Source organism: Stenotrophomonas sp. TWI1149, assembly GCF_039673155.1.
GTDB lineage: Bacteria > Pseudomonadota > Gammaproteobacteria > Xanthomonadales > Xanthomonadaceae > Stenotrophomonas > Stenotrophomonas maltophilia_AA.
On the sequence record NZ_JBDJLB010000005.1, the window covers coordinates 172,735 to 193,501 of the forward strand.

Genomic DNA, 20,767 nt, shown 5'->3' on the forward strand with positions numbered 1-20,767 from the left:
GGCCCGGATTTCCGGGCCCGTTTCACAGGTGGAACCCGATTCGCTACAAAGGAATGACCCGATGCACACCCGCACCCGTCGTACCTCGCTGTCGCTGCTGTCCTTCGCACTGGCACTCTCCCTCGCACCGCTGGCCCAGGCCGCCGACGCACGTGCACCAGATGGCCCGAAGGCCCTGCCCGGTTCACTGATGCTGATCCCCGCACCGGCGAAGGCCGAGCGCCTCGACGGCGCCGGCTACGCGGTGACGGCGGCCACGCCGGTACGTGCACAGGGCCCGGTCGCCCAGCGCGTCGCCACGCAGTTCGCCACCCTGCTGCGCGACAGCGGTGGCCCGGCGGTAACGGTAGGCGAGGGACGCGGCAAAGACGGGATCCGCTTCGTGCTGGACGCCACGCTCAAGACCGGTCCCGAAGGCTACCAGCTGCGTTCGGACGCGCGCGGCGCGACCGTGCAGGCCGCCACCGAGGCCGGCCTGTTCTACGGTGCGGCCACGCTCTCGCAGCTGCTTACCGGCGGCAGCGATGGGATGCTTCCGGCGCTGCGCATCGATGATGCCCCCCGTTTCAGCTGGCGCGGCCTGATGCTCGATTCGGCCCGCCACTTCCAGAGCCTCGACGAGATCAAGCAGGTCCTCGATGCGATGGCCGAGCAGAAGCTCAACACCTTCCATTGGCATCTCACCGATGATCAGGGCTGGCGCATGGAGATCAAGCGCTACCCGAAACTGACCGGCGTCGGCAGCTGCCGCATTCCGGCCGGTGACGGTGGCCGCGATCCAGTCACCGGCGCCGAGCGTCCCTACTGCGGGTTCTACACCCAGGAACAGATCCGCGAGGTGATCGCGTATGCGGCCGCGCGCCATATCCAGGTGATCCCCGAGATCGACGTGCCCGGCCATGCCACCGCAGCGATCGCGGCCTATCCGGCGCTCGGCACGATCGACACCCCGCTCAAGCCGCTGAGCGAATGGGGCGTGTTCCCCAACCTGTTCAACACCGACGACAGCACCCTCGAATTCCTTGAGAACGTGTTGGAAGAAGTCATCGCGTTGTTCCCGGCCAGGTACGTGCACGTGGGGGGCGACGAAGCAGTCAAGGACCAGTGGGAGGCTTCCGCGCGGGTGCAGGCACGCATGCGCGAGGTGGGCGCCGGCGATGAGATGGAAATGCAGAGCCACATCATCAAGCGCCTGGAAACGTTCCTGGAACAACACGACCGGCGCCTGATCGGCTGGGACGAAATCCTCGAAGGCGGGTTGCCGCCGGAAGCCACGGTGATGTCGTGGCGCGGCACGGAAGGCGGCCTGAAGGCCGCCAGCGAAGGTCACGACGTGGTGATGTCGCCGGTGACCGACATGTACATGGATTACCTGCAGACGAACTCGGAGAACGAGCCGCCGGGCCGTCCGGCGACGATTCCGCTGGCGCGCGTGTACGGCTTCGAGCCGGTGCCGGACGCGCTGGCCAAGGACAGGCAGCACCACATCCTCGGCCTGCAGGCCAACATGTTCACCGAGCACACGCGCAGCTACGCGCGCCTGCAGCACAACCTGTTCCCGCGCCTGGCTGCCGTGGCCGAGACCGGCTGGTCGCCGCGCGAGCGTCGTGATTACGCCGATTTCCTGGCACGCCTGCCGGCGCAGCTGCAGCGATACCAGGCGATGGGCATCGCGTATGCACAGACCCCGTTCCAGGTGGAACTGGACAGCCATGACGATCGCGCTGCCGGCACCGCGACGCTCGCACTGCGCAATCCGCTCGGCTACGACATCCACTACAGCGTGGATGGTAGTGCGGTCACCGCCCGGTCGCCGCGCTACACCGCCCCGCTGCAGCAGCCGCTGCCGGTGGCGTTGCAGGCCGCGACGTTCTTCAACGGCCAGGCATTGGCCAAGGCCGCCAGCCGCTTCGATGTCACCGCCACCTCGCTGCTGTCGCGGACCGACGAGCATCTGGCGCAGTGCCCGGGCGAAGGCCAGCTGCTGCTGCGCCTGGAAGATGATGGCCCGGCCGACGGCGAGCGTGCGATCTTCAACGTCGACATCTTCAACCCGTGCTGGCTGTGGAAGGACGCCAGTGTGGACGGCATTGCCAGCGTCCGCATCCGCGCCGGACAGATCCCGTATTACTTCCAGCTGGCCCACGACGAGCCCAGCCGTCGCTTCGCCCCCAAGCGCAGCGCACACGGGGAAATGGACATCCTCGGCGGGCAGTGCGATGGCAAGCCACTGGCCAGCGTGACGCTGCCGGCCGCACCGGGTGCCGATGGGTTCATCACACTGGAGGCGGCGCTGCCGCGTTCGCTCAAGGGCACGCAGAATCTGTGCGTGCGCTTCACCGGCGACACCCGGCCGACGATGTGGGTGCTGGATGAGATGACGCTGCAGCCGCGGTAACGCCGCAGCCACAAACGAAACGGAGGAGGTAGTGCCGGCCGCGGGCCGGCACCTCATGAATCCGACATCGCCGGGGTTGCCGGCCCGCGGCCGGCACTACCTGTCATGCATCGTCCGGGTGGCAGTACCCGTCATGCGTCACCCGCGTCGCCAGCGTCACCCGCGCAGGCGAAGCAGCAGGTCGCGCAGCGGGGTGAACATGATCGCCATGCCGGCCAGCACGCCGACGCTGTTGGCCAGCGCATCCATCGGGTCGGCCATGCGATTGACGGTCAAAGCGCCCTGCGCGAACTCGATGCCGATGCCCAGCGCGACCAGACCGACCGCAGCCCAGACCAGGGCCGCGCGGCGCTGGTAGATCTGCACGGCCGATGCGGCCAGCAGGAAATACGCGAGGAAGTGCTCGACCTTGTCGCTGTTCTCCGGCAACGGAATCGGCGGCGGCGGGATCAGGCAGACCACGACAGTGCCCAGCACCGCCAGCCACCACAGCGCCAGCCATGCCCGCGGCCAGCGCAGCGGCTTCAGCAGTTGGGTCGCGGCCACCTTACAGGCGCCAGGTCAGATCGCCGAGCTCGAAGGCGGCTTCGAAATCGACATCACGCTGGAAGCCCATCACCTGGAAGCGCTCGCCCATCCCGGTCGGCAGCGTCAGCTTTTTCACCTGATCGCGCAGCCGCACGCGGCCGATCTCGTCGGTACGCGCGTCGGCCTTTTCCAGCAGCGCATCAAGCCCGTTGCCGAGCAGGAAACTGGCCTGGGTGCAGTATCCGGCCAGCTCGAAACCGGCGCCGGTGCCCGACTCGGCCAACGCGGTGAAATCCACCGACGCGGTCAGGTCCTGCAGGCCCGGCCAACGGTACAGGTCGTTGTGCACGTGGTGGCGATAGAACGCACGCACGGTGCCCTCGTCGCGGTCGTCCTGGTAATACTCGTTGCGCGGGTAGCCGTAGTCGACGAACAGCATCGCACCGCGCTGCAGGCCGCCGGCGATCGCCTGGATCCAGTACGGCAGCTGCGGCAGCAGTTCGGAGCGGTAACCATCGGCGAAGGGCTTCTCGCGGTAATGCTCGACGTGGCGGACCGCTGCCGTGAGCATCGCATCGGCCGGCTGCGCGCCGCGCACGAAGGCACCGTCGGCATCCAGCTCCACGGTTTCTTCATAGACCATGCCGTCGCGGGCGAGGAAGCGCGGCGTCGGCAGCGCGTCGATCACTTCGTTGGCGAAGACCATGCCGTCCCAGTCGTCATCGAAAGGGCGGTCCAGCCATTCCACCAGGGCAAATACCGGCGGGATCAGCGCCTTCTCCAGGCGCTCGCGCTGGCGCTCGCGCAGGTCCGCGCTGGGCTCCAGGATCGCGTAGCGCTCAGGCAGCGCGTCCAGTTCCAGCATGCGCTTGAGCAGCACTTCGGCGAAGGCGCCGCTGCCGCCCCCCACTTCCATGAACCGCGCTTCGGGGCCGAGCTGCTGCATCACCGGGGCGATCGCGTTGGCCAGGGTCGCGGCGAACAGCGCGCCGATTTCCGGCGACGTGGTGAAATCGCCGGCCGCGCCGAACTTGCTGGCACCGGCGCTGTAGTAGCCCCAACCGGGCGCGTACAGGCTCAGCTCCATGAAGCGGGAGAACGGCATCGCGCCGCCGTTGGCGAGGATTTCAGCGCGCAGCGCCGCAGCCAGCTCGTCGCTGTGGGCCAGGGCGTCGGATTCGGGGAGGGGCAGTGGGGAATGCATGGCGCGGGCGATTGCGGTGACAATGCACAGCATAGCCTGAGCAGGGAGTACCCCCGATGACCGATACCGCGCCCGTGGCGCTGATCACCGGCAGTGCGCGCCGGATCGGCGCGGCCATCGCCCGCCAGTTCCACGCCTGTGGCTGGTCGGTGGTGCTGCACGCCCACACCTCGACCGCCGAGCTGCAGCAGATGGCCTTCGACATGGACATGCTGCGCCCGGGCAGCGTGCTGGCCCTGCAGGCCGATCTGCGCGATGCCGAGGCCCTGCCCGACCTGGTCGACCAGACCGTGGCCCAGTTCGGCCGGCTGGACACGCTGGTCAACAACGCCTCGAACTTCTACCCCACCCTGCTCGGCCAGATCACCGCCGCGCAGTGGGACGACCTGTTCGCGGTCAACGCACGCGCGCCCCTGCTGCTGGCCCAGGCCGCGGCGCCGCACCTGCGCCGCCAGCAGGGCAGCATCGTCAACCTGACCGACCTGCACGGCACCCAGCCGATGCGCGACCACCCGGTGTACGCCGCGGCCAAGGCAGCGCTGGAGATGGTCACCCGCTCGCTGGCGCTCGAGCTGGCGCCCAAGGTCCGGGTCAATGCGGTCGCGCCCGGGGCGATCCTGTGGCCGGAACAGGGCAAGGATGACTTCGCGCAGCAGGCGCTGCTGGCACGCACGCCGCTGGCACGCACCGGCACGGTGGAGGAGATCGCCGAGGCGGTGTACTGGCTGGCCACCGATGCCGCGTTCGTCACCGGGCACACCCTGCGCGTGGATGGTGGGCGGACGTTGTCGTAAACGCCGGTTGGACCGCACGCTGGGTCGCGTGCAGGCCCCGTACCGACCAACGGTCGGTACCTACCGCATCGATCAGCCGGGCAGTGTCGGAGTGCCGGCCAGCGGCCGGCACCACCCGTGCATCGATCAGCCGGGCAGCAGGTCCATCGTGTCGAACGGCTCGCCGAACTGCCGATGCGCGCGCCACAGCGCATCCAGGGTCAGCCCGCTGACCGGATCGCGGAAGTCCGGCGCGATGTCGGCCAGCGGCTTGAGCACGAAAGCGTGCTTGAGCTCCGGGCGCGGGATGCGCAGGTGGCCGGGGCCTTCCACGATCAGATCGCCGTAGAACACCACGTCGATGTCCAGGGTGCGGTCGCTGAAGCGCGGGCCGCTGCGGTCGCGGCCGTGGGCATCCTCCAGCGCATGCAGCCAGTCATCCAGCGTCTGCAGCGGCAGATCGGTCTGGATCGCCACCGCGTTGTTGAGGAAATCCGGGCCATCAAAGCCCACCGCGGCGGTGCGGTAGGCCGGCGAGACCGCGATCGCGCCGAAGCGCGCGCGCAGGGCCTCCACCGCGGCGTGAAGATGCTGTTGCGGCTGCAGGTTGCTGCCCAGGCTCAGGAGCGCAGTGATCATGGTATTCAGCGTACGTGGGGCGACTCCACACGGGGGCAACGGGGCCAGCGCATAGAATCGGGGTGCACATCATAGGACACCGACATGACCTATTGCGTCGGCATCGAGGTGGACGAAGGCCTGGTCTTCGCCGCCGACACCCGTACCAACGCGTCGCTGGACGACGTGCGCGTGCACCGCAAGCTGCACGAGTTCGAGTTTCCCGGTGAAGCGGCCTTCGTCATCATGGCCGCCGGCAACCTGGCGACGACCCAGCTGCTGATCTCGCGGCTGCGGCGCGACGTGGAGGAGCAGCGGCCTGAGAACCTGCGCGCTTACCGCCATCTGTTCGAAGTGGCCGAGTACGTGGGCCGCGTGCTGCTCGACAGCCAGGTCAAATCCAGCACCCATGAGGCCGGGCAGGATGGCATCGTGACCCAGGCCACGCTGATCCTGGGCGGCCAGATCAGCGGCGAGCACCCCGGCCTGTACATGATCTACCCGCTCGGCAATGCCATCGCGGCATCGCCGGAAACCCCCTTCCTGCAGATCGGCGAGTCCAAGTACGGCAAGCCCATCCTGGACCGGATCCTGCGCCCGCAGACCCGGCTGGAAGACGCTGCGCGCACGGCGATCGTGTCGCTGGACTCGACCATCCGCTCCAATCTGTCGGTCGGGCTGCCGGTGGACCTGGTGCTGATCCGCAGGGATGACCTGCGTATCACCCAGCGCATGCGCCTGGCCGGCGACAGCCCGCTGTACGCGGAGATCCACGGCAATTGGTCTTTCAGGCTCGAACAGGCCGTGGCCAGCCTGCCCCGGTTTCCGTGGGAGACCTGATCAGGCGGTTTCCAGCGCCTCGGCGACCGAACGGAACACCTGCTGCATTTCCAGTGGTTTGCGCAGCACGTGCACGTTGATGCCCGGCGGGAACACCGCCAGCGGCACGGTGACGTCGGCTTCTTCCAGCACCAGCGCCGGGCCCCGATAGCCCAGCGAGGCCATTTCGCCGAGCAGATGGCTGGCCGAGAGCAGCTTGGAGCCCGCATCGGCGATCACCAGCGCGGGCATGCTCTCCTGCTGCATCCAGCGCAGCGCGGCAGCGCCATCGGAGGCCAGCTGCAGGTGATAGCCCTGGCTGGAAAGCGCATTGCCCAGCAACGACAGCCGCGTGGCCTCGCCATCGACCACCAGGATCGACTGCCCCGTACCGGCGGTGATCGGCCCATCGACCGCCTCGGCCGCATCGACGATCACCTGCATCGGCAGCAGGACATCGAAGCGCGTCCCGACGCCCGGGGTGCTGTCGACCTGGATGGTCCCGTGCGCGCCTTCGATGATGCGCTTGCAGGAAATCAGGCCGAGCCCGGTGCCGGTCGCCTTGGTCGTGAAGAACGGATTGAACAGGTTCGACAGCGTCTGCGCGTCCATGCCGATGCCTTCGTCGGACACGGTGATGCGCAGCCAGTCATCGCCATGGGTATCGGCGGCCGCGGCAGCGCGCAGGGTCAGCCGGCCACCGTCGGGCATCGCCTGGATGGCATTCAGGGACAGATTGAGCAGCACCTGCTGCAGCTCGGTGTAATTGGCATCCACCGCCAGCCCGTCGGCCACCTCCAGGTGCAGGGTGACCTTGGCCGGCAGGTTGCTGCGCAGGAGCAGCTCCACGCCTTCGAACAGGTGGGCCAGGCAGATGTGCTCGCTCGGCTTGCGCGAACCGCGGACGAAGGACAGCATCGACTCGGCCATCTCGTGGCCGCGGCGGCCGCACTCGGCGATGATGTCGGCCAGATGGTGCAGCTGCGGATCGTCGGTACGTGCCTTGAGCAGGTCCGGCATGATCAGCAGCGGCTGCAGGATGTTGCGCAGGTCATGGCTCAGCCCGGCCGCCAGCAGCGACAGGCTTTCCAGCCGTTGCGCGCGCATCAGCTCGGCTTCCACCCGCTGGCGGTCGATCGCGCTGCGCGCTTCGCGCACGGCGCGCGCCACCGCCGAGGGCAGGCGCGCCGGCTGGTGCTTGATGATGTAGTCGTTGGCGCCCTGGTGCAGGGCGGCCACGGCGTTTTCCTCACCCATCGTGCCGGACACGAAGATGAAGGGCACGTCCGGCAAGGCGGCGCGCACGATCTGCAGCGCTTCATTGCCGGAGAAGCCGGGCATGCTCAGGTCCGACAGCACGATGTCCGGCGCGGCGCGCTCCAGCGCTTCGCGCAGTTCCTGCGCGCTCTCGACCCGCTCGAAACTGGCCTCCAGGCCAGCATCGAGCATCTGCTCGCACATCAGTTCGGCGTCTTCCGGCGAATCCTCGATCAGCAGGATCCGCAGGGCACCCAACGCAGGGCCGGTGAGCGGCATGGGCTTACTCGACCTCCGGTGCCTGGTTGATCAGACCCCAGAACTTGCCCAGGGTCTGCACCGCACCAAAGAACTGGTCCACGTCCACCGGCTTGACCACGTAGGCGTTCACGCCCATGTCCCAGCTGCGCGCCAGGTCGCTTTCTTCGCGCGAGGAAGACAGGATCACCACCGGCAGCCGCTTGAGCTCTTCGGTGTTGCGGATTTCCTTGAGCACTTCCAGGCCATCCATGCGCGGCATCTTGATGTCCAGCAGCAGCACCGCCGGCAGGCCTTCCTCGCGGTTGGCGAAGGCGCCACGGCGCAGCAGGTAGTCCATCGTTTCCACGCCGTCTTCGACGTGCACGATCGGATTGGCCAGGCGGGCCTCCTTCAGGGCGTCGATGGCCATCTCGGCATCGGCGGGGCTGTCCTCGGCGAGGAGGATGGTGCGGAGAGCGGTCATGCGGCGGAGCCCTTGTTGATTGCGTCGAGCGCGGGTGGAAGAACGAAGTGGAACGTGGCGCCCTGATCGACCGCCGACTCGGCCCAGATGCGGCCGCCGTGGCGGGTCAGCACCCGGCGGACGCTGGCCAGGCCGATGCCCGTGCCCGGGTAGTCGCTGGCCTTGTGCAGCCGTTGGAACACCCCGAACAGCTTGCCGGCGTAGGCCATGTCGAACCCGGCGCCGTTGTCGCGCACGGTGAACAGATGGCTGCCGTCAGGCTGGAGTTTGTAGTCGACCTCGATCCGGGCCGGCTCGCGGTTGGAAGAATACTTGATCGCATTGCCGAGCAGATTCAGCCAGACCTGCCGCATCATGTTTTCATCGGAAACAATGATCGGCAGCGGTGCGATCTTCCAGTCGATATGGTGCGGTACGCCGGTACTTTCCGACTCGCTCTGCTGGTTGGCATCGAGCATCGCGCGGGTGTCGGCGACCAGCGACTGCATGTCCACGGCCTGCAGGCGCATCGCCGCCCGGCCCAGGCGCGAATAGACCAGCAGATCGTCGATCAGGGCGGCCATGCGCTTGGCCGAATTGGAGATCACGCCCAGGTAGTGCAGCGATTTTTCATCCGCGCCCTCGCCCAGGTGGCGGGTCAGCTTGTCCGAGAAACCGGCCACGTGGCGCAGCGGCGCGCGCAGATCATGCGATACCGAATAACTGAACGCTTCCAGCTCGCGGTTGACCTCGGAGACCTGCTCGACCTTGCCTTCCAGCTGGCGGTTCAGTTCTTCCACGCGCAGCTGCACGGCGCGCTGGACGGTGACATCGCTGACGGTCATCAGCACCACTTCATCGTCCTTGTCCGGCAGTGGCATGCGCCGCGCGTTGATCAGCATGATCCGCACCACGTCATCGGCGGTGCGCTGCTCGTGCTCGTAATCCCACAGCTCGCGGCCGCGCAGCAGCACGTCGGTCAGGCGCTGGCGGACCACCGCATCGGCCCAGGCGCCGTCGCCGATGCTGTCCAGCGGCAGCCCTTCGGCCGGGGCCTCTTCGTCCAGGCCGTACAGCTCGCCGAAGGCCGGGTTGTGCATCTGCACGCGCAACGCGCGGTCGAGCAGCACGATTGGCTCGCGCACCGTGTGCAGCACCGAGGCCGCACGCTCGGCCGCACGCAGCGAGGCACGTTCCGCGCTGAGGCGGTGGCGGATCTGCCGCTGCAGCAGCCACAGCACCAGGCCAAGCAGCAGCAGCTGCACGATCAGTGCCGACCAGGAGACGAGCTCGCCCTGGCGCTGCTGCGCGGCGAACAGCGCCGAGCGTTTGGCGAGCAGTTGTTCTTCGGTAGCCTGCAGTTCCTCGACCAGGCGGCGGATCGGATAGCGGGTGGTCAGGTCGGCCACCAGCTGCCGCTGATCGGCATCGGGCGCGGAACGGGCCAACTGCTTGGCCAGTTCCATGCGGCGTTCAAGCATCGACTGGATGCGACCGATCCGGATCAGCTGATCGGGATTGTCGCGGGTCAGTTCGGCCAGCCGGGCCAACCGCCCGGGAATATCATCGGCCTGCGCCAACCGCTCGCGCAGGCCCGGCGCGTCGATGCCCTTGGACATCGTCAACGCAGCGGATTCAACATCGCGCACGTCAGCCTGCAGCTGATAGACGGCCACGCCGACATCCTGGGTGTGGGTGACCCAGTTCATCGCATCGATGTTGTCGTTGGCCAATTTGCGCAGGGTGAGCCACGGCACCACGATGATGGCTACCGCCGCCAGGGCCAGGGCCGGCAGGCGCCAGCGGTCCCAGATTTGATCACTGAACACCAGCGCCATAGTCCCTCTTCAGCTCGATGCCAAGACCGGCCGTGCCCAGGCACCGGGAATACCCGGGCCTTGCGGCGCACCGACGATGGCGAAGCGCTGAATATACTCCACCCCTTTGTGAATACGCAGGCAATCACCTGTCTGAACGGGATGGGGGGGGCGCTCGGAGGGCGCTCGACGCGTGCCAGGCGGAGGGGAAAAGCCCTATAAAAAAAAGCGCGCCCGAAGGCGCGCCCTGTTCAACATTACGGCCGGACTCAGCGCTTGGCAGCGGATGCGGCAACCTTCAGACCAGCGGCGTCGACGCGCTTGACGCCCTTGATCTGCTGGGTCACCCGGACGGCCTTGTCATGCTCGGCCTGGCTGGCCACGGTGCCGGTGAGGGTGACCACGCCATTGACGGTCTCCACCTTCACTTCGGTACCCGGGACGTTCTTGCTGGTCAGCAGGTCGGTCTTGACCTTGGTGGTGATCCAGCTGTCGGTGACCGGCTCGGCCGAATCGTGCGTATCGGCATGGGTCATCGCGGCATGATCGGTGCTCTTCGGCGGATCCTTGGCCATCGCGGACGAGGTGCCCAGCACCATGCCCAAGGCCAGCGAAGCAGCAAGCAGATTACGGGTCGTGTTGGTCATGTTCGAATTCCTTTGCGGATGTGGGACCAGTGTCCGTGCAGGGCCGTGGACGGGACGTGCGCACCACATAACGTCGCCGTGAACCGCTCAGCTTGCTGCCGAACCGTTCAGATTTCCGCCCCGCGCGCGCAGCCGTTACCCTGTCCTGCCCCGTTATGTTGGAGTGCACCATGGCCGCCATACTTCAGGTGGGACTGATCGGCTACGGCCTGGCGGGCAGCGTGTTCCATGCACCATTGATCCTGCACACGCCCGGGCTGGCCCTGCACAGCATCGTCAGTTCGCAGCGTGATCGGTTGCTGCGCAGCTTCACCGATGTGCGCCTCTGCGACGACCCGCAGCAGCTGTTCGATGATCCCGCAGTCGACGCCGTCGTCATCGCCACGCCCAACGATGCGCACGCACCGCTGGCGCGCGCCGCGCTGGCCGCGGGCAAACACGTGCTGGTGGACAAGCCGTTCGCGCTCTCGGTGGCGGAGGCCGAGGCAGTGGTGCAGGCCGCGCGGGAGGCCGACCGTGTCGTCACCGTCTTCCAGAACCGTCGCCATGATGCCGACTTCCTCACCCTGAAGCAGGTGCTCGCCGAAGGCCGCGTCGGCCGCGTCGCCGAATGCCATTCCCACTTCGACCGGTTCCGCCCGCAGGTGCGTGACCGCTGGCGCGAGAGCGATGCCCCCGGCAGCGGCCTGTGGATGGATCTCGGCCCCCATCTGCTCGACCAGATGCTGCAGCTGTTCGGCTGGCCCGGCGCGATCAGCGCGGACCTGATGGCGCAGCGCGAGCACGCGCTCGGCAACGACTACTTCCACGCGGTGCTGCACTACCCGCGCCACCGCGCGATCCTGCATGCCGGTTCGCTGGTCGCCGCCTCCAGCCCACGCTTCATCGTGCATGGCGATGCCGGCAGCTACCTCAAGGACGGGCTGGACGTGCAGGAAGATCAACTGCGCCGCGGTGTCGCACCGGGCGCGCCGGGCTGGGGGCTGGACCCGCAGCATGGCCACCTGGTGCGGGTCGATGCGGACGGACACACCCAGCGCAGCACCGTGGACAACGTGCCCGGCGATTACCGCGCGTTCTACGCGGCCTTCCGCGATGCGATGCTGGGTACGGGCGAAGCGCCGGTCAGCACCGCGCAGGCACTGCAGCTGATGCGCCTGCTGGAAGCGGGCGCAGAGAGCGCACGCAGCGGGCGGCGGGTAACCCTGTGAGTCGGTCACGCCACGCCATATAGATCCACGCCCTGCGTGGATGCGGGCCGGACGATCACGTCCCGTCGGCCCGCATCGGTCGGCCTCAGGTCGACTTGATCGCGTGGCCGCCGAACTCGTTGCGCATCGCCGCCAGCAGGCGATCGCTGAAGGAGTTCTTCTCGCGCGAGCGCAGCCGCTCAAGCAGTGACAGGGTGATCACCGGAGCCGACACGTCCAGGTCGATCGCTTCGGCGACGGTCCAGCGGCCTTCGCCGGAGTCATCGACATGGGGCGCGATGCCGTCCAGCTGCGGGTTGCGGCCCAGCGCATCGGCACTGAGATCGAGCAGCCACGAACGCACTACGCTGCCGTGCTGCCAGGCCTTGGCCACCTGCGCCAGATCGAGGTTGAACCCGGTCTTGTGCTGCATCAGCGCGAAGCCTTCCGCGTAGGCCTGCATCATCCCGTACTCGATGCCGTTGTGGACCATCTTGCAGAAGTGCCCTGCCCCGCTCGGGCCGACATGCGCCCAGCCGCGGTCTTCACCCGGTGCCAGCGTGCGGAAGATCGCGCCGATCCGTTCGACCGCGGCCTTGTCCCCGCCGATCATCAGGCTGTAGCCCTCCTGCAACCCCCACACGCCGCCGCTGGTGCCGCAGTCGATATAGGTCACGTCTTCGCCCTGCAGCTGTTCGCTGCGGCGCATGGAGTCCTTGTAGTACGAGTTGCCGCCGTCGATCACCACATCGCCTTCGGACAGATGCGGCGAGAGCGAGGCCAGCGTCTGGTCGACCACGCCGGCCGGCACCATCAACCACACCACGCGCGGCACCGGCAGCGCGGCAAGCGTATCGGCAATCGAGGCGCTGACCTCGAAACCACGCGCGGCCGCCGCGGTGCGTGCGGCCTCACCGGGATCGACCCCGATCACGCGATGACCGCCGCGGTGCAGGCGCTCGGCCATGTTGGCGCCCATGCGGCCCAGTCCAATCATTGCAATATCCATGACTCACCTTTGCTCAGCTTGCGAATACGGTTGTGTAACGGGAGAGACCGGCGCGGCCGCGCACTGCTGCAGCTGTGCGTCGATCCAGCGCCGGTACAACGTGGTGTGCAGATTGTGCAGCCCCAGCTCGATCGCGAACGGCGTCCGCGGATTGCGGTCGAGCAGGCGCGCGATGTGATATCCGATAGGACGTATACCGCGTGGATGCACGTAAATCAGGAACCCCTGGTAGAACGGATCGTCCAGCAACGCGTCCAGTTCCTTCAGCAGCGGCTGCTGCGCGGCCGGCACTTCGCGCCGCCAGATCGGATCACGCTCGATCAGCAGGCGCTCGAAACGGCGCGGGCCCGGGCCCGGCATGCGTTGGGCCAATGACCAGATGCGCCGGTTGATCCGGTCGTAGTACGCGAAGCCGTCGTGCTCGCGCAGCACGCGCGCCGCCGCATCACTGACATCGACCACCACGAAGTTCTCGGCCTGGTTGTTGATGTCGTCCAGGTAAGCGCGGTCGAACACGTGCTCGATGAAGCCGGGCGTCCCCACGAACGCCTGTCGCCCGCGCTGGGCGGTCTTCGTTGCCTTCCCATCGGCGAGGAACTCGCCGGCATGCCGGCCGAGCAGGATGCTGTCGGTCTCGTGCAGAGTCAGGAAGGTGCCGATGGACAGCTCTTCAGCCGAGAACGCGCGATCGAACGCGGCATCGCCGTACAGCTCGCGCTGGGTCGCCAGCTGCGCGACCTGGCGGCCGACCCCGCATTCCGCGCGCACGCGGCCGTCGTAGAAGGTCTGCAGTGCCGCGCTGTTGGCCTCGGCCGGCTGATAGCCGCGGCCGAAGCTGCGGAAGCGCTCCCAGCCCTTGGTCTGGGCGCCACCGGCACCGAAGCCGATCCAGCCCAGCTGAAGCGCCGAGAAGCGGAACCCCTCGTTGTCCTGCAGGGCGGTGGTGGCACGGCGGGTGGCGGCGCCGAGCTTGAACGCGTAGGCGCAGACCGTGGCCGGATCATCGAACAACGTGGGCAGCCAGGCCTGCCGCTGCGCCTCCGACCACTGCCGCGGCAGCTGCACGCGCAGGTCGCCGGCCGCCTGCGCCTGATGCAGGTCGGTGCGCTCGCAGACCGGTCCGCCCTGCACCATCGGTGCCTCGATGTCCGGTGCCTCGATGTCGGCGGCGCTGATCCGCCAGCCCAGCTCCTCCAGCACGCTCTGCGCGCAGGACGCCGCACTCCACGCGCTGGCCGCGGGGATCAGTCCCAGCAGCGCGCCAAGCACGCAGCGGTGCCAGCGCCGCGATCCTGCTGCCATGGCCTGCCGCACCCCTGCCCGCTCAGCGCAGCGATGCCGGGGTATCGCTCACCACCGTGGTGGGCGGCGTCTCCACCGCTGCAGCGGGCGGGGCGGCGGCCGGCGTCGGCTCGGGCGCGGCGGCGGCCGGCAGGTACTGCTGCAGACGCTCGAAGAAGCGGCGGTAGAAGGTGGCGTCCTGCACGGTGCTGCTGGCCACTTTCACCAGCGAGTCGTCGTTGCTGCCGAACGGCAGCGAGACCGAGCCCAGCGCACCCACGCCGACACTGGCCGAGGTCGGGCTCTTCTTCAATGCGTAGCGGTCCTGCACGGCGCTGACGAAGACCAGCGCCTGGTCGCCGCGCGGCGCACAGGAAATCCGCAGCACCAGCTGCTCGTGCTCCTCATCCTTCGGCTGGAAGTTCTTGTTGCCCTCCACCGCGTCATCGCCGGCGCGGGCGATCGCATAGCCCTGGCTGAGCAGGGTGCGTCGGGCGGCTTCGCAGGCCTGGGCCGGCGGGCCGGGGACGGTGCGCGAATAGGTATCGCCGGAGTCGAAGGACTCCCGGATCAGGGTACTGTCGGCGGCGCGGCCGCCACAGGCGGTCAACGCGGCGAACACCGCCAGCAGCGGGATCGAACGTACACGACGAAAGCGCATGGCCGCTCCTGCGGAAATCCAGCCTCCAAGGATAGACCTGTGCGCGTTGGCAGGAGGTGGATACGCACAGGCCGCCCCGGAGGGCGGCCTGTGGAGTTGTCACCTGTTCAGCTGGCGGCCGCCGAAGCGGTCAGTCCGCCCAGCGGCCGACGCCGGTCGACTGCGGCAGGACCTGCGCCGACAGCGGACGGTCGGCCTCCAGCAGGTTCACCGCATCGGCCAGGATCGCGGCCGACTCACGCAGCAGCGGATCCGGGCGCTTCTCGGCCGCCTTCTCGCGGGCGGCATCCTTGACGATGTCGCGCTCGTTGCCGGTCAGCCCGTCGTCATTGCTGTCATCGGCCAGCGGATCCAGATCCAGGCCCAGCTGCTTGCGGATGGCCTGGCGATCGGTGCGCTGCTTGTCCTGCTTCTCACGCTCGGCGCGGCGCTCGGCCTCGTTGAGCGAGATGTACTTCTTGGCCTTCTCGGCGCGGAACTGCTCGACATCCTCGTTCCACCACTGGAACTCCTTGTCGGCGGCGATGCGCGTGTCGTGGCGGCTTTCCAGCTTGGGCAGCAGCGGACCGAAATTGCCGTACTGGGTGTGCGGCACGGCAGCGATGCGGGTCCACGGCAGGGCGTTGTCGTAGGTGCTTTCGCCGTACTCGCTGGCGTCCACGCTGGCCGGGAAAGCCAGATCGGGCACCACGCCCTTGTGCTGGGTGCTGCTGCCGCTGACGCGGAAGAACTGGGCGATGGTCAGCTTGACCTGGCCGAAGCGCTGGGTCTCGCCACTCGGCCAACGGTCGAGGTCGACGATGTTCTGCACGGTGCCCTTGCCGAAGGTGGTCTCACCGATTACCAGGCCACGGCCGTAATCCTGGATGGCGCCGGCGAAGATTTCCGACGCCGAGGCCGAGCCGCGGTTGATCAGCACGGCCAGCGGACCGTCCCACGCCACCACTTCACTGCGGTCGCTGTTGACGGTGACGCGGCCACCGGACTCGCGCACCTGGACCACCGGGCCCTGTTCGATGAACAGACCGGTCAGTTCGATCGCTTCATCCAGCGAACCACCGCCGTTGTTGCGCAGGTCCAGCACCACGCCGTCCAGCTTGTCGGCCTTGAAGCCGGCCAGCAGCTTGGCCACGTCGCGCGTCGCCGACGCGTAGTCCGCGGCATTGCGGCGGCGGCCTTCGAAGTCCTGGTAGAACGTCGGCAGCTTGATCACGCCGACCTTGCGCGCCGGCTCCCCATCCTTGGCCGGGATGGTCAGGGTTTCGCCCTTGGCGGCCTGTTCGGCCAGGCGCACCTTCTGGCGGGTCAGCACCAGGGTGTGGTGCTTGCCGTCGACGCCTTCCTCGGCCGGAATGAATTCCAGGCGGACCTGGGTATCGCTCTTGCCGCGGATCTTGGCCACCACGTCATCGATGCGCCAGCCGATCACGTCTTCCAGCGGACCGGACTTGCCCTGGCCGACGCCGACGATGCGGTCGCCCGGCTTGAGCGTGCCATTGACCGCGGCCGGGCCGCCGGCGATGACCTCGCGGATCACGACCATGTCGTCCTGGCGCTGCAGCTGCGCGCCGATGCCTTCCAGCGACAGCGACATCGCCTGGTTGAAGTTCTCGGCGGTGCGCGGGGTGAAGTAATCGGTATGCGGGTCGACGGCGCTGGTGTAGGCGTTGAGGAAGAACTGGAACACGTCCTCGCCCTTGAGCTCATTGACCGACTTTTCCAGCGTGGCGTAACGCTTGTCCAGCGTCTTGCGGATCTCGGCCGGCTGCTTGCCGGCCAGCTTCAGGCGCAGCCAATCGTTCTTGACCGACTTGCGCCACAGATCGTCCAGTTCGGCGCTGCCCGCGGCCCACGGCACGTCCTTGCGGTCGTACTCGAACTTTTCGTCGGTGCTGAAATCGAAGTCCTGCTTGAGCAGCTTGCGCGCATAGCCGACGCGCTCGCCCACGCGCTGCTTGTAGACCGCGAACACCTGGAACGCCGGCTCCAGCTCACCTCCGCGGATGGCGGTGGCGATGTTGGCCTCGAACGGCGCGAAGCGGGTGATGTCGGCCTGGGTGAAGAACTGCTTGCTGCTGTCGAGCGACTCCAGGTAGCGCTTGAAGACGTCCTTGGAGGTCGCCGCATCAAGTGCGCGCGGCCGGTAGGCGTATCGGCTGTCCGAGAGCAGTCCGTAGACCAGCTTGGAGGTGGTCACCTGGTCGGCCGTGGCGGCCGAGGGCAGCGCGGGCGAATCGGCGTAGGCGGCCAGTGCCATCGGCGCGGTGAGCGCCAGGGCCATCAGGAATGCGGGGGCTTTGAATTTCATGGACTAGCTCGTGGCACCTTGCCAAGGGAGAGACTGCGTGCATTACAGACACCACGACAGTGCCGAAAGTTGCCGCGTTTGTCACCGGGGCCTTCAGCCTACCGAGGCCGTTGGAGAAATTTGTGAATACCGGCGGGATCGGCAGGCAGGCACAGGCCTGCGGCCATCCGCGGTTCAGGGCCGCGGCCGGGGGATGACAGGGGGAATGACGGAACGGGCCCCGAAGGGCCCGTTGGATCAACCGGCGACGCCGGCGTCGGCCGCCTGGCGGTCGGCGTGGTAGGACGAGCGCACCATCGGACCGGAGGCGACGTGGCTGAAGCCCAGCGCGTTGCCGTACTCCTCCAGCGCCTTGTATTCCTCGGGCGTCCAGTAACGCAGCACCGGGTGGTGGTGGGCGGTCGGCTGCAGGTACTGGCCGATCGTGATCATGTCCACGTCGTGCTCGCGCAGGTCGCGCAGCGTGGCCTGGACCTGCTCCAGGGTCTCACCGAGGCCGAGCATGATGCCGGACTTGGTGGCGATCTCCGGATGCTGGGCCTTGAACTTCTTGAGCAGGGTCAGCGACCACTGGTAATCCGCGCCCGGGCGCACGTTGCGGTACAGGTCCGGCACGGTTTCGATGTTGTGGTTGAACACATCCGGCGGATTGGTCGCCAGGATCTCCAGCGCGCGCTCCATGCGGCCCTTGCCACGGAAGTCCGGGGTCAGCACTTCGATCTTGGTGTTCGGCGACTTGGCACGGATGGCGCCGATGCAGTCGGCGAAGTGCTGGGCACCGCCGTCGCGCAGGTCGTCGCGGTCCACGCTGGTCACCACGACGTACTTCAGGCCCATGTCGGCCACGGTCTGGGACAGGCTGGCCGGTTCATTGGCGTCCGGCGGCTTGGGCCGGCCGTGGGCGACGTCGCAGAACGAGCAACGGCGGGTGCAGACCTCGCCGAGGATCATGAAGGTCGCGGTGCCGTGGCTGAAGCACTCGTGGATGTTGGGGCAGCTGGCTTCCTCGCAGACCGTGACCAGCCGGTTCTCGCGCAGCTTGGCCTTGAGGTTCTGCACGGCGTTGCCGGACGGAATCCGCACGCGGATCCACGACGGCTTGCGCAGCACCGGCGCGTCGGCGAACTGCACCGGCGAGCGGCCGATCTTGTCACCGCCGATCTGTTTGACGCCCGTCTGCAACGGGGCGGCGGACGGCGTGTCGCCCTGCACAACCTGCAGGGGAATGAGGCGAGCGGTGGTTTCAGTCATGGCCTTGGTCGGCGGCGTTCACGCCGCGTCAGTCAAATCGGGTAATTCAGCGGCCGGCTCGAGGGCCAGGCCGAACTGGCGGGCCAGATGGCCCAGCAGCACCGGCGTGACGGCCGCCATGCCGGACGGTCCCCCCAAGTCTACCACCGAGGTCACCTGCAGCCCTTGATAGCCACAGGGGTTGATCCGCCGGAACGGTTCCAGGTCCATGGACACATTGAAGGCCAGGCCGTGGAAGGTGCAGCCGCGGCGCACGCGGATGCCGAGGGCGGCGACCTTGGCCCCGCCCACGTAGACGCCGGGGGCGCCGTCGAGGCGCTCGGCGCCGATGTTCCATTCGTCCAAGGTGTCGATGATGGCCTGCTCGATCCGGCAGACGTAGTCGCGCACCCCGATGCCCAGCCGCCGCAGCTGCAGCAGCGGGTAGATCACCAGCTGGCCGGGGCCGTGGTAGGTCACCTGGCCGCCACGGTCGACATGCAGAACGGGAATATCGCCGGGGGCGAGCACGTGCTCGTCCTTGCCGGCCTGGCCCAGGGTGAACACCGGGTCGTGCTCGACCACCCACAGTTCGTCGCGGGTGGCATCGGTGCGGGCATCGGTGAAACGCTGCATGGCGTGCCAGACCGGGGCATAGGGCTGGCGGCCGAGGTCACGCACGAGGGCCGGTTGCGGCGCCCGGTCGCCCGGGGCCGCGGCGGTGGCGCAGCTGGCTACAGCGTCCACTTCACTTCCGGGTGGTCGCGCAGCGCGTTGTGGGCGGCATCGTACTGTTCGCGGTTGTCGGCCTTGAACACCAGTCGCACGGACACGTACTTGCCGTTGGACGAGTGTTTCCAGCTGACCCGTTCGGTCAGTACTTCCAGGCCGGCGAGCTCCAGCAGGCGCGGCAGTTCGCGTTCCAGGTCGTTGCCGGCCGCGCCCATGGCGCTGAGTTCGAACTGGCCGGGGAACTGGAAGCCGTGGTCGGGGTTGTCAGACTTGATCTCCATGTCCGGGATTATGGGGATGCCCGCGCCCGAACCCAAGCATTGCTTGATCGTGCGCACAGCGGTACCGAACGGCACGTGAAAACGCCTGTATCGCCACTGATACGCAGCAGTGCGTGCGCAGTGCTGTTCACAGGATCACGCTCTGACTACGCTGTACCAGCTTAAGAAAGAATAAATCCCTGTCTGGTATCCCATGTCCTTGAAGCCCTTCGCGCTGCCGGCCGCGCTTGCCGGTGTCCTCGCCCTGGCGGCGCCTGCCGCCCAGGCCGCCTCCCAATGCGGGCCCGATGCGATGCGCGAGCATCCGCCGCAGGTCAACTTCCGCGTCGACAACGATCTGTTCGGCGGCAAGGACCAGGATCAGGGCTATACCAACGGTGCCCAGATCACCTTCGTGTCCCCGAACCTGGTCGACTACACCGACGATCCGTGCCTGCCGCGCCTGGCGCGCTGGGTCAACAGCCACCTGGAGCGGCTGCACCCGGGCGAGTTCGAACAGCAGAACATGATCTTCAGCCTGGCCCAGGGGATTTTCACCCCGACCGATTTCACCCGGAAGGACCTGATCGAAGATGACCGCCCGTATGCGGGCGTGCTGATCGGCAGCTTCGGGTACAACGCGCGCCGCGGCGACCGGCTGCAGACGACGCAGCTGGCGTTGGGCGTGGTCGGGCCCTGGGCGCAGGGCGAAGAAGTGCAGAACGCGGTGCACGAGCTGCTGGGCGATGAGAAGTTCCAGGGCTGGGACAACCAGCTGCACAACGAGCCGGTGTTCATGCTGACCCACGAGCGGATGCGCCGGTGGCCGGCCGATGCCACGGAGAACCTCGGCGGCTGGGGCTGGGATGCGATCAGCCATTACGGCGGCGCGGTGGGCAACCTGGCCACGCACCTCAATGCCGGTGGCGAAGTGCGCTTCGGCTGGAAGCTGCCGGACGATTTCGGCAGTACCCCCCTGCGCCCGGCCGGTGAGAACACGGCGCCGACGCGCGGGGGCAAGCCGAGCGGCTGGTCGTGGCATCTGTTCGCGACGACCGATGCGGCGTGGGTGATCCGCGATATCACGCTGGATGGCAACACGTTCCGCACCAGCCACAGTGTCGACAAGCGCCATGTGGTCGGCCAGGCCGGGTACGGGCTGGCGGTGATGCGCGGGCGCTGGAAGTTCGCGCTGGCGCGCTACCACAGCACGCGCGAGTTCGATGGGCAGCGCGAGGCACCGGTGTTCGGCAGCTTCACGATCAGCCGGTCGCTGTAACGCCGCCAGTACGAGACGCCGGCCAGCGGCCGGCACTACCGGACAGCCAAAAG

The 20,767-nt window shown here is 67.7% G+C and carries 19 protein-coding genes; 5 read left to right on the top strand and 14 right to left on the bottom strand.

The window, feature by feature from the left end:
- Nucleotides 1-61: 61 nt before the first annotated feature.
- Nucleotides 62-2,398 carry a family 20 glycosylhydrolase gene (locus ABE424_RS07715; protein WP_346492868.1) on the top strand — a complete coding sequence of 779 codons (2,337 nt, stop codon included), beginning with the start codon at nt 62-64 and terminating at the stop codon, nt 2,396-2,398.
- 156 nt (nt 2,399-2,554) lie between these two features.
- On the opposite strand, the gene ABE424_RS07720 is transcribed toward ABE424_RS07715, so the two are convergent.
- Together ABE424_RS07720 and ABE424_RS07725 are read right to left on the bottom strand one after the other, a co-directional pair.
- Nucleotides 2,555-2,944: a VanZ family protein gene (locus ABE424_RS07720; RefSeq protein ID WP_346492366.1), complete on the bottom strand. Its 390-nt coding sequence runs from the start codon at nt 2,942-2,944 to the stop codon at nt 2,555-2,557.
- 1 nt (nt 2,945) lies between these two features.
- Nucleotides 2,946-4,130 carry a class I SAM-dependent methyltransferase gene (locus ABE424_RS07725; protein ID WP_241696369.1) on the bottom strand — a complete coding sequence of 395 codons (1,185 nt, stop codon included), beginning with the start codon at nt 4,128-4,130 and terminating at the stop codon, nt 2,946-2,948.
- A gap of 56 nt (nt 4,131-4,186) precedes the next feature.
- Between ABE424_RS07725 and ABE424_RS07730 the strand changes: the two genes are divergently transcribed.
- Nucleotides 4,187-4,924, top strand: a complete 738-nt coding sequence (locus tag ABE424_RS07730; RefSeq protein ID WP_176988186.1) for a pteridine reductase — start codon at nt 4,187-4,189, stop codon at nt 4,922-4,924.
- A 126-nt stretch (nt 4,925-5,050) separates the two neighbouring features.
- Here ABE424_RS07730 and folK read toward each other — a convergent pair whose 3' ends face one another.
- Entirely contained in the window at nt 5,051-5,542 is a 492-nt protein-coding gene (gene folK, locus ABE424_RS07735) for a 2-amino-4-hydroxy-6-hydroxymethyldihydropteridine diphosphokinase (RefSeq protein ID WP_176988185.1), read from the bottom strand.
- Nucleotides 5,543-5,626: 84 nt separating this feature from the next.
- On the opposite strand from folK, the gene ABE424_RS07740 reads away from it, so the two are divergent.
- Nucleotides 5,627-6,361, top strand: coding sequence for a 20S proteasome subunit A/B (locus ABE424_RS07740; protein ID WP_179460048.1), 735 nt, complete (start codon nt 5,627-5,629; stop codon nt 6,359-6,361).
- Here the strand turns inward: ABE424_RS07740 and ABE424_RS07745 are convergent, their stop codons facing one another.
- The 4 genes from ABE424_RS07745 to ABE424_RS07760 form a co-directional block, all read right to left on the bottom strand.
- The gene (locus tag ABE424_RS07745; protein ID WP_346492367.1) at nt 6,362-7,876 is read right to left on the bottom strand and encodes an ATP-binding protein; all 1,515 of its coding nucleotides are present in this window, start codon (nt 7,874-7,876) and stop codon (nt 6,362-6,364) included.
- A gap of 4 nt (nt 7,877-7,880) precedes the next feature.
- Nucleotides 7,881-8,321 (bottom strand): response regulator, encoded by a 441-nt coding sequence (locus tag ABE424_RS07750; protein ID WP_346477703.1) that lies wholly within the window; start codon nt 8,319-8,321, stop codon nt 7,881-7,883.
- Entirely contained in the window at nt 8,318-10,138 is a 1,821-nt protein-coding gene (locus tag ABE424_RS07755; RefSeq protein ID WP_346492368.1) for an ATP-binding protein, read from the bottom strand. The genes ABE424_RS07750 and ABE424_RS07755 overlap by 4 nt, the downstream gene beginning before the upstream one ends.
- A 248-nt stretch (nt 10,139-10,386) precedes the next feature.
- The gene (locus tag ABE424_RS07760; RefSeq protein WP_346492369.1) at nt 10,387-10,764 is read right to left on the bottom strand and encodes a BON domain-containing protein; all 378 of its coding nucleotides are present in this window, start codon (nt 10,762-10,764) and stop codon (nt 10,387-10,389) included.
- A 170-nt stretch (nt 10,765-10,934) separates the two neighbouring features.
- Here ABE424_RS07760 and ABE424_RS07765 point away from each other — a divergent pair, with 170 nt between their 5' ends.
- Nucleotides 10,935-11,975, top strand: coding sequence for an oxidoreductase (locus ABE424_RS07765; protein ID WP_346492370.1), 1,041 nt, complete (start codon nt 10,935-10,937; stop codon nt 11,973-11,975).
- A gap of 85 nt (nt 11,976-12,060) precedes the next feature.
- Here ABE424_RS07765 and gnd read toward each other — a convergent pair whose 3' ends face one another.
- From gnd to ABE424_RS07800, 7 genes are all read right to left on the bottom strand, one after another.
- Nucleotides 12,061-12,963, bottom strand: coding sequence for a phosphogluconate dehydrogenase (NAD(+)-dependent, decarboxylating) (gnd, locus tag ABE424_RS07770; protein WP_179460043.1), 903 nt, complete (start codon nt 12,961-12,963; stop codon nt 12,061-12,063).
- A gap of 3 nt (nt 12,964-12,966) precedes the next feature.
- The gene (locus tag ABE424_RS07775; protein WP_346492371.1) at nt 12,967-14,265 is read right to left on the bottom strand and encodes a hypothetical protein; all 1,299 of its coding nucleotides are present in this window, start codon (nt 14,263-14,265) and stop codon (nt 12,967-12,969) included.
- A gap of 22 nt (nt 14,266-14,287) precedes the next feature.
- Complete coding sequence (locus ABE424_RS07780; RefSeq protein WP_346492372.1) at nt 14,288-14,905, bottom strand: DUF2242 domain-containing protein; 618 nt, start codon at nt 14,903-14,905, stop codon at nt 14,288-14,290.
- A 130-nt stretch (nt 14,906-15,035) separates the two neighbouring features.
- On the bottom strand, nt 15,036-17,213 hold the full coding sequence (locus ABE424_RS07785; protein WP_346492373.1) for a carboxy terminal-processing peptidase: 2,178 nt from the start codon (nt 17,211-17,213) through the stop codon (nt 15,036-15,038).
- Nucleotides 17,214-17,450: 237 nt separating this feature from the next.
- A complete protein-coding gene (lipA, locus tag ABE424_RS07790) occupies nt 17,451-18,464 on the bottom strand; it encodes a lipoyl synthase (RefSeq protein ID WP_176988175.1) in 1,014 nt (337 codons plus the stop codon).
- 18 nt (nt 18,465-18,482) lie between these two features.
- On the bottom strand, nt 18,483-19,190 hold the full coding sequence (gene lipB / locus ABE424_RS07795; protein ID WP_176988174.1) for a lipoyl(octanoyl) transferase LipB: 708 nt from the start codon (nt 19,188-19,190) through the stop codon (nt 18,483-18,485).
- Complete coding sequence (locus ABE424_RS07800) at nt 19,178-19,456, bottom strand: DUF493 family protein (protein WP_121041243.1); 279 nt, start codon at nt 19,454-19,456, stop codon at nt 19,178-19,180. Before ABE424_RS07800 ends, lipB begins: the two co-directional genes overlap by 13 nt.
- Nucleotides 19,457-19,649: 193 nt before the next feature.
- Between ABE424_RS07800 and ABE424_RS07805 the strand changes: the two genes are divergently transcribed.
- Entirely contained in the window at nt 19,650-20,714 is a 1,065-nt protein-coding gene (locus ABE424_RS07805) for a lipid A deacylase LpxR family protein (protein ID WP_179460039.1), read from the top strand.
- Nucleotides 20,715-20,767: the final 53 nt, after the last annotated feature.

What these genes read in the sequence shown, in the direction of transcription:
- ABE424_RS07755 (WP_346492368.1), bottom strand. Translation starts at nt 10,138, where the DNA reads ATGGCGCTGGTGTTCAGTGATCAAATCTGGGACCGCTGGCGCCTGCCG.
- ABE424_RS07725 (WP_241696369.1), bottom strand. Translation starts at nt 4,130, where the DNA reads ATGCATTCCCCACTGCCCCTCCCCGAATCCGACGCCCTGGCCCACAGC.
- ABE424_RS07805 (WP_179460039.1), top strand. Translation starts at nt 19,650, where the DNA reads ATGTCCTTGAAGCCCTTCGCGCTGCCGGCCGCGCTTGCCGGTGTCCTC.
- ABE424_RS07760 (WP_346492369.1), bottom strand. Translation starts at nt 10,764, where the DNA reads ATGACCAACACGACCCGTAATCTGCTTGCTGCTTCGCTGGCCTTGGGC.
- lipA (WP_176988175.1), bottom strand. Translation starts at nt 18,464, where the DNA reads ATGACTGAAACCACCGCTCGCCTCATTCCCCTGCAGGTTGTGCAGGGC.
- ABE424_RS07800 (WP_121041243.1), bottom strand. Translation starts at nt 19,456, where the DNA reads ATGGAGATCAAGTCTGACAACCCCGACCACGGCTTCCAGTTCCCCGGC.
- ABE424_RS07745 (WP_346492367.1), bottom strand. Translation starts at nt 7,876, where the DNA reads ATGCCGCTCACCGGCCCTGCGTTGGGTGCCCTGCGGATCCTGCTGATC.
- ABE424_RS07740 (WP_179460048.1), top strand. Translation starts at nt 5,627, where the DNA reads ATGACCTATTGCGTCGGCATCGAGGTGGACGAAGGCCTGGTCTTCGCC.
- gnd (WP_179460043.1), bottom strand. Translation starts at nt 12,963, where the DNA reads ATGGATATTGCAATGATTGGACTGGGCCGCATGGGCGCCAACATGGCC.
- ABE424_RS07775 (WP_346492371.1), bottom strand. Translation starts at nt 14,265, where the DNA reads ATGGCAGCAGGATCGCGGCGCTGGCACCGCTGCGTGCTTGGCGCGCTG.
- ABE424_RS07785 (WP_346492373.1), bottom strand. Translation starts at nt 17,213, where the DNA reads ATGAAATTCAAAGCCCCCGCATTCCTGATGGCCCTGGCGCTCACCGCG.
- ABE424_RS07715 (WP_346492868.1), top strand. Translation starts at nt 62, where the DNA reads ATGCACACCCGCACCCGTCGTACCTCGCTGTCGCTGCTGTCCTTCGCA.
- ABE424_RS07765 (WP_346492370.1), top strand. Translation starts at nt 10,935, where the DNA reads ATGGCCGCCATACTTCAGGTGGGACTGATCGGCTACGGCCTGGCGGGC.
- folK (WP_176988185.1), bottom strand. Translation starts at nt 5,542, where the DNA reads ATGATCACTGCGCTCCTGAGCCTGGGCAGCAACCTGCAGCCGCAACAG.
- ABE424_RS07780 (WP_346492372.1), bottom strand. Translation starts at nt 14,905, where the DNA reads ATGCGCTTTCGTCGTGTACGTTCGATCCCGCTGCTGGCGGTGTTCGCC.
- ABE424_RS07730 (WP_176988186.1), top strand. Translation starts at nt 4,187, where the DNA reads ATGACCGATACCGCGCCCGTGGCGCTGATCACCGGCAGTGCGCGCCGG.
- ABE424_RS07750 (WP_346477703.1), bottom strand. Translation starts at nt 8,321, where the DNA reads ATGACCGCTCTCCGCACCATCCTCCTCGCCGAGGACAGCCCCGCCGAT.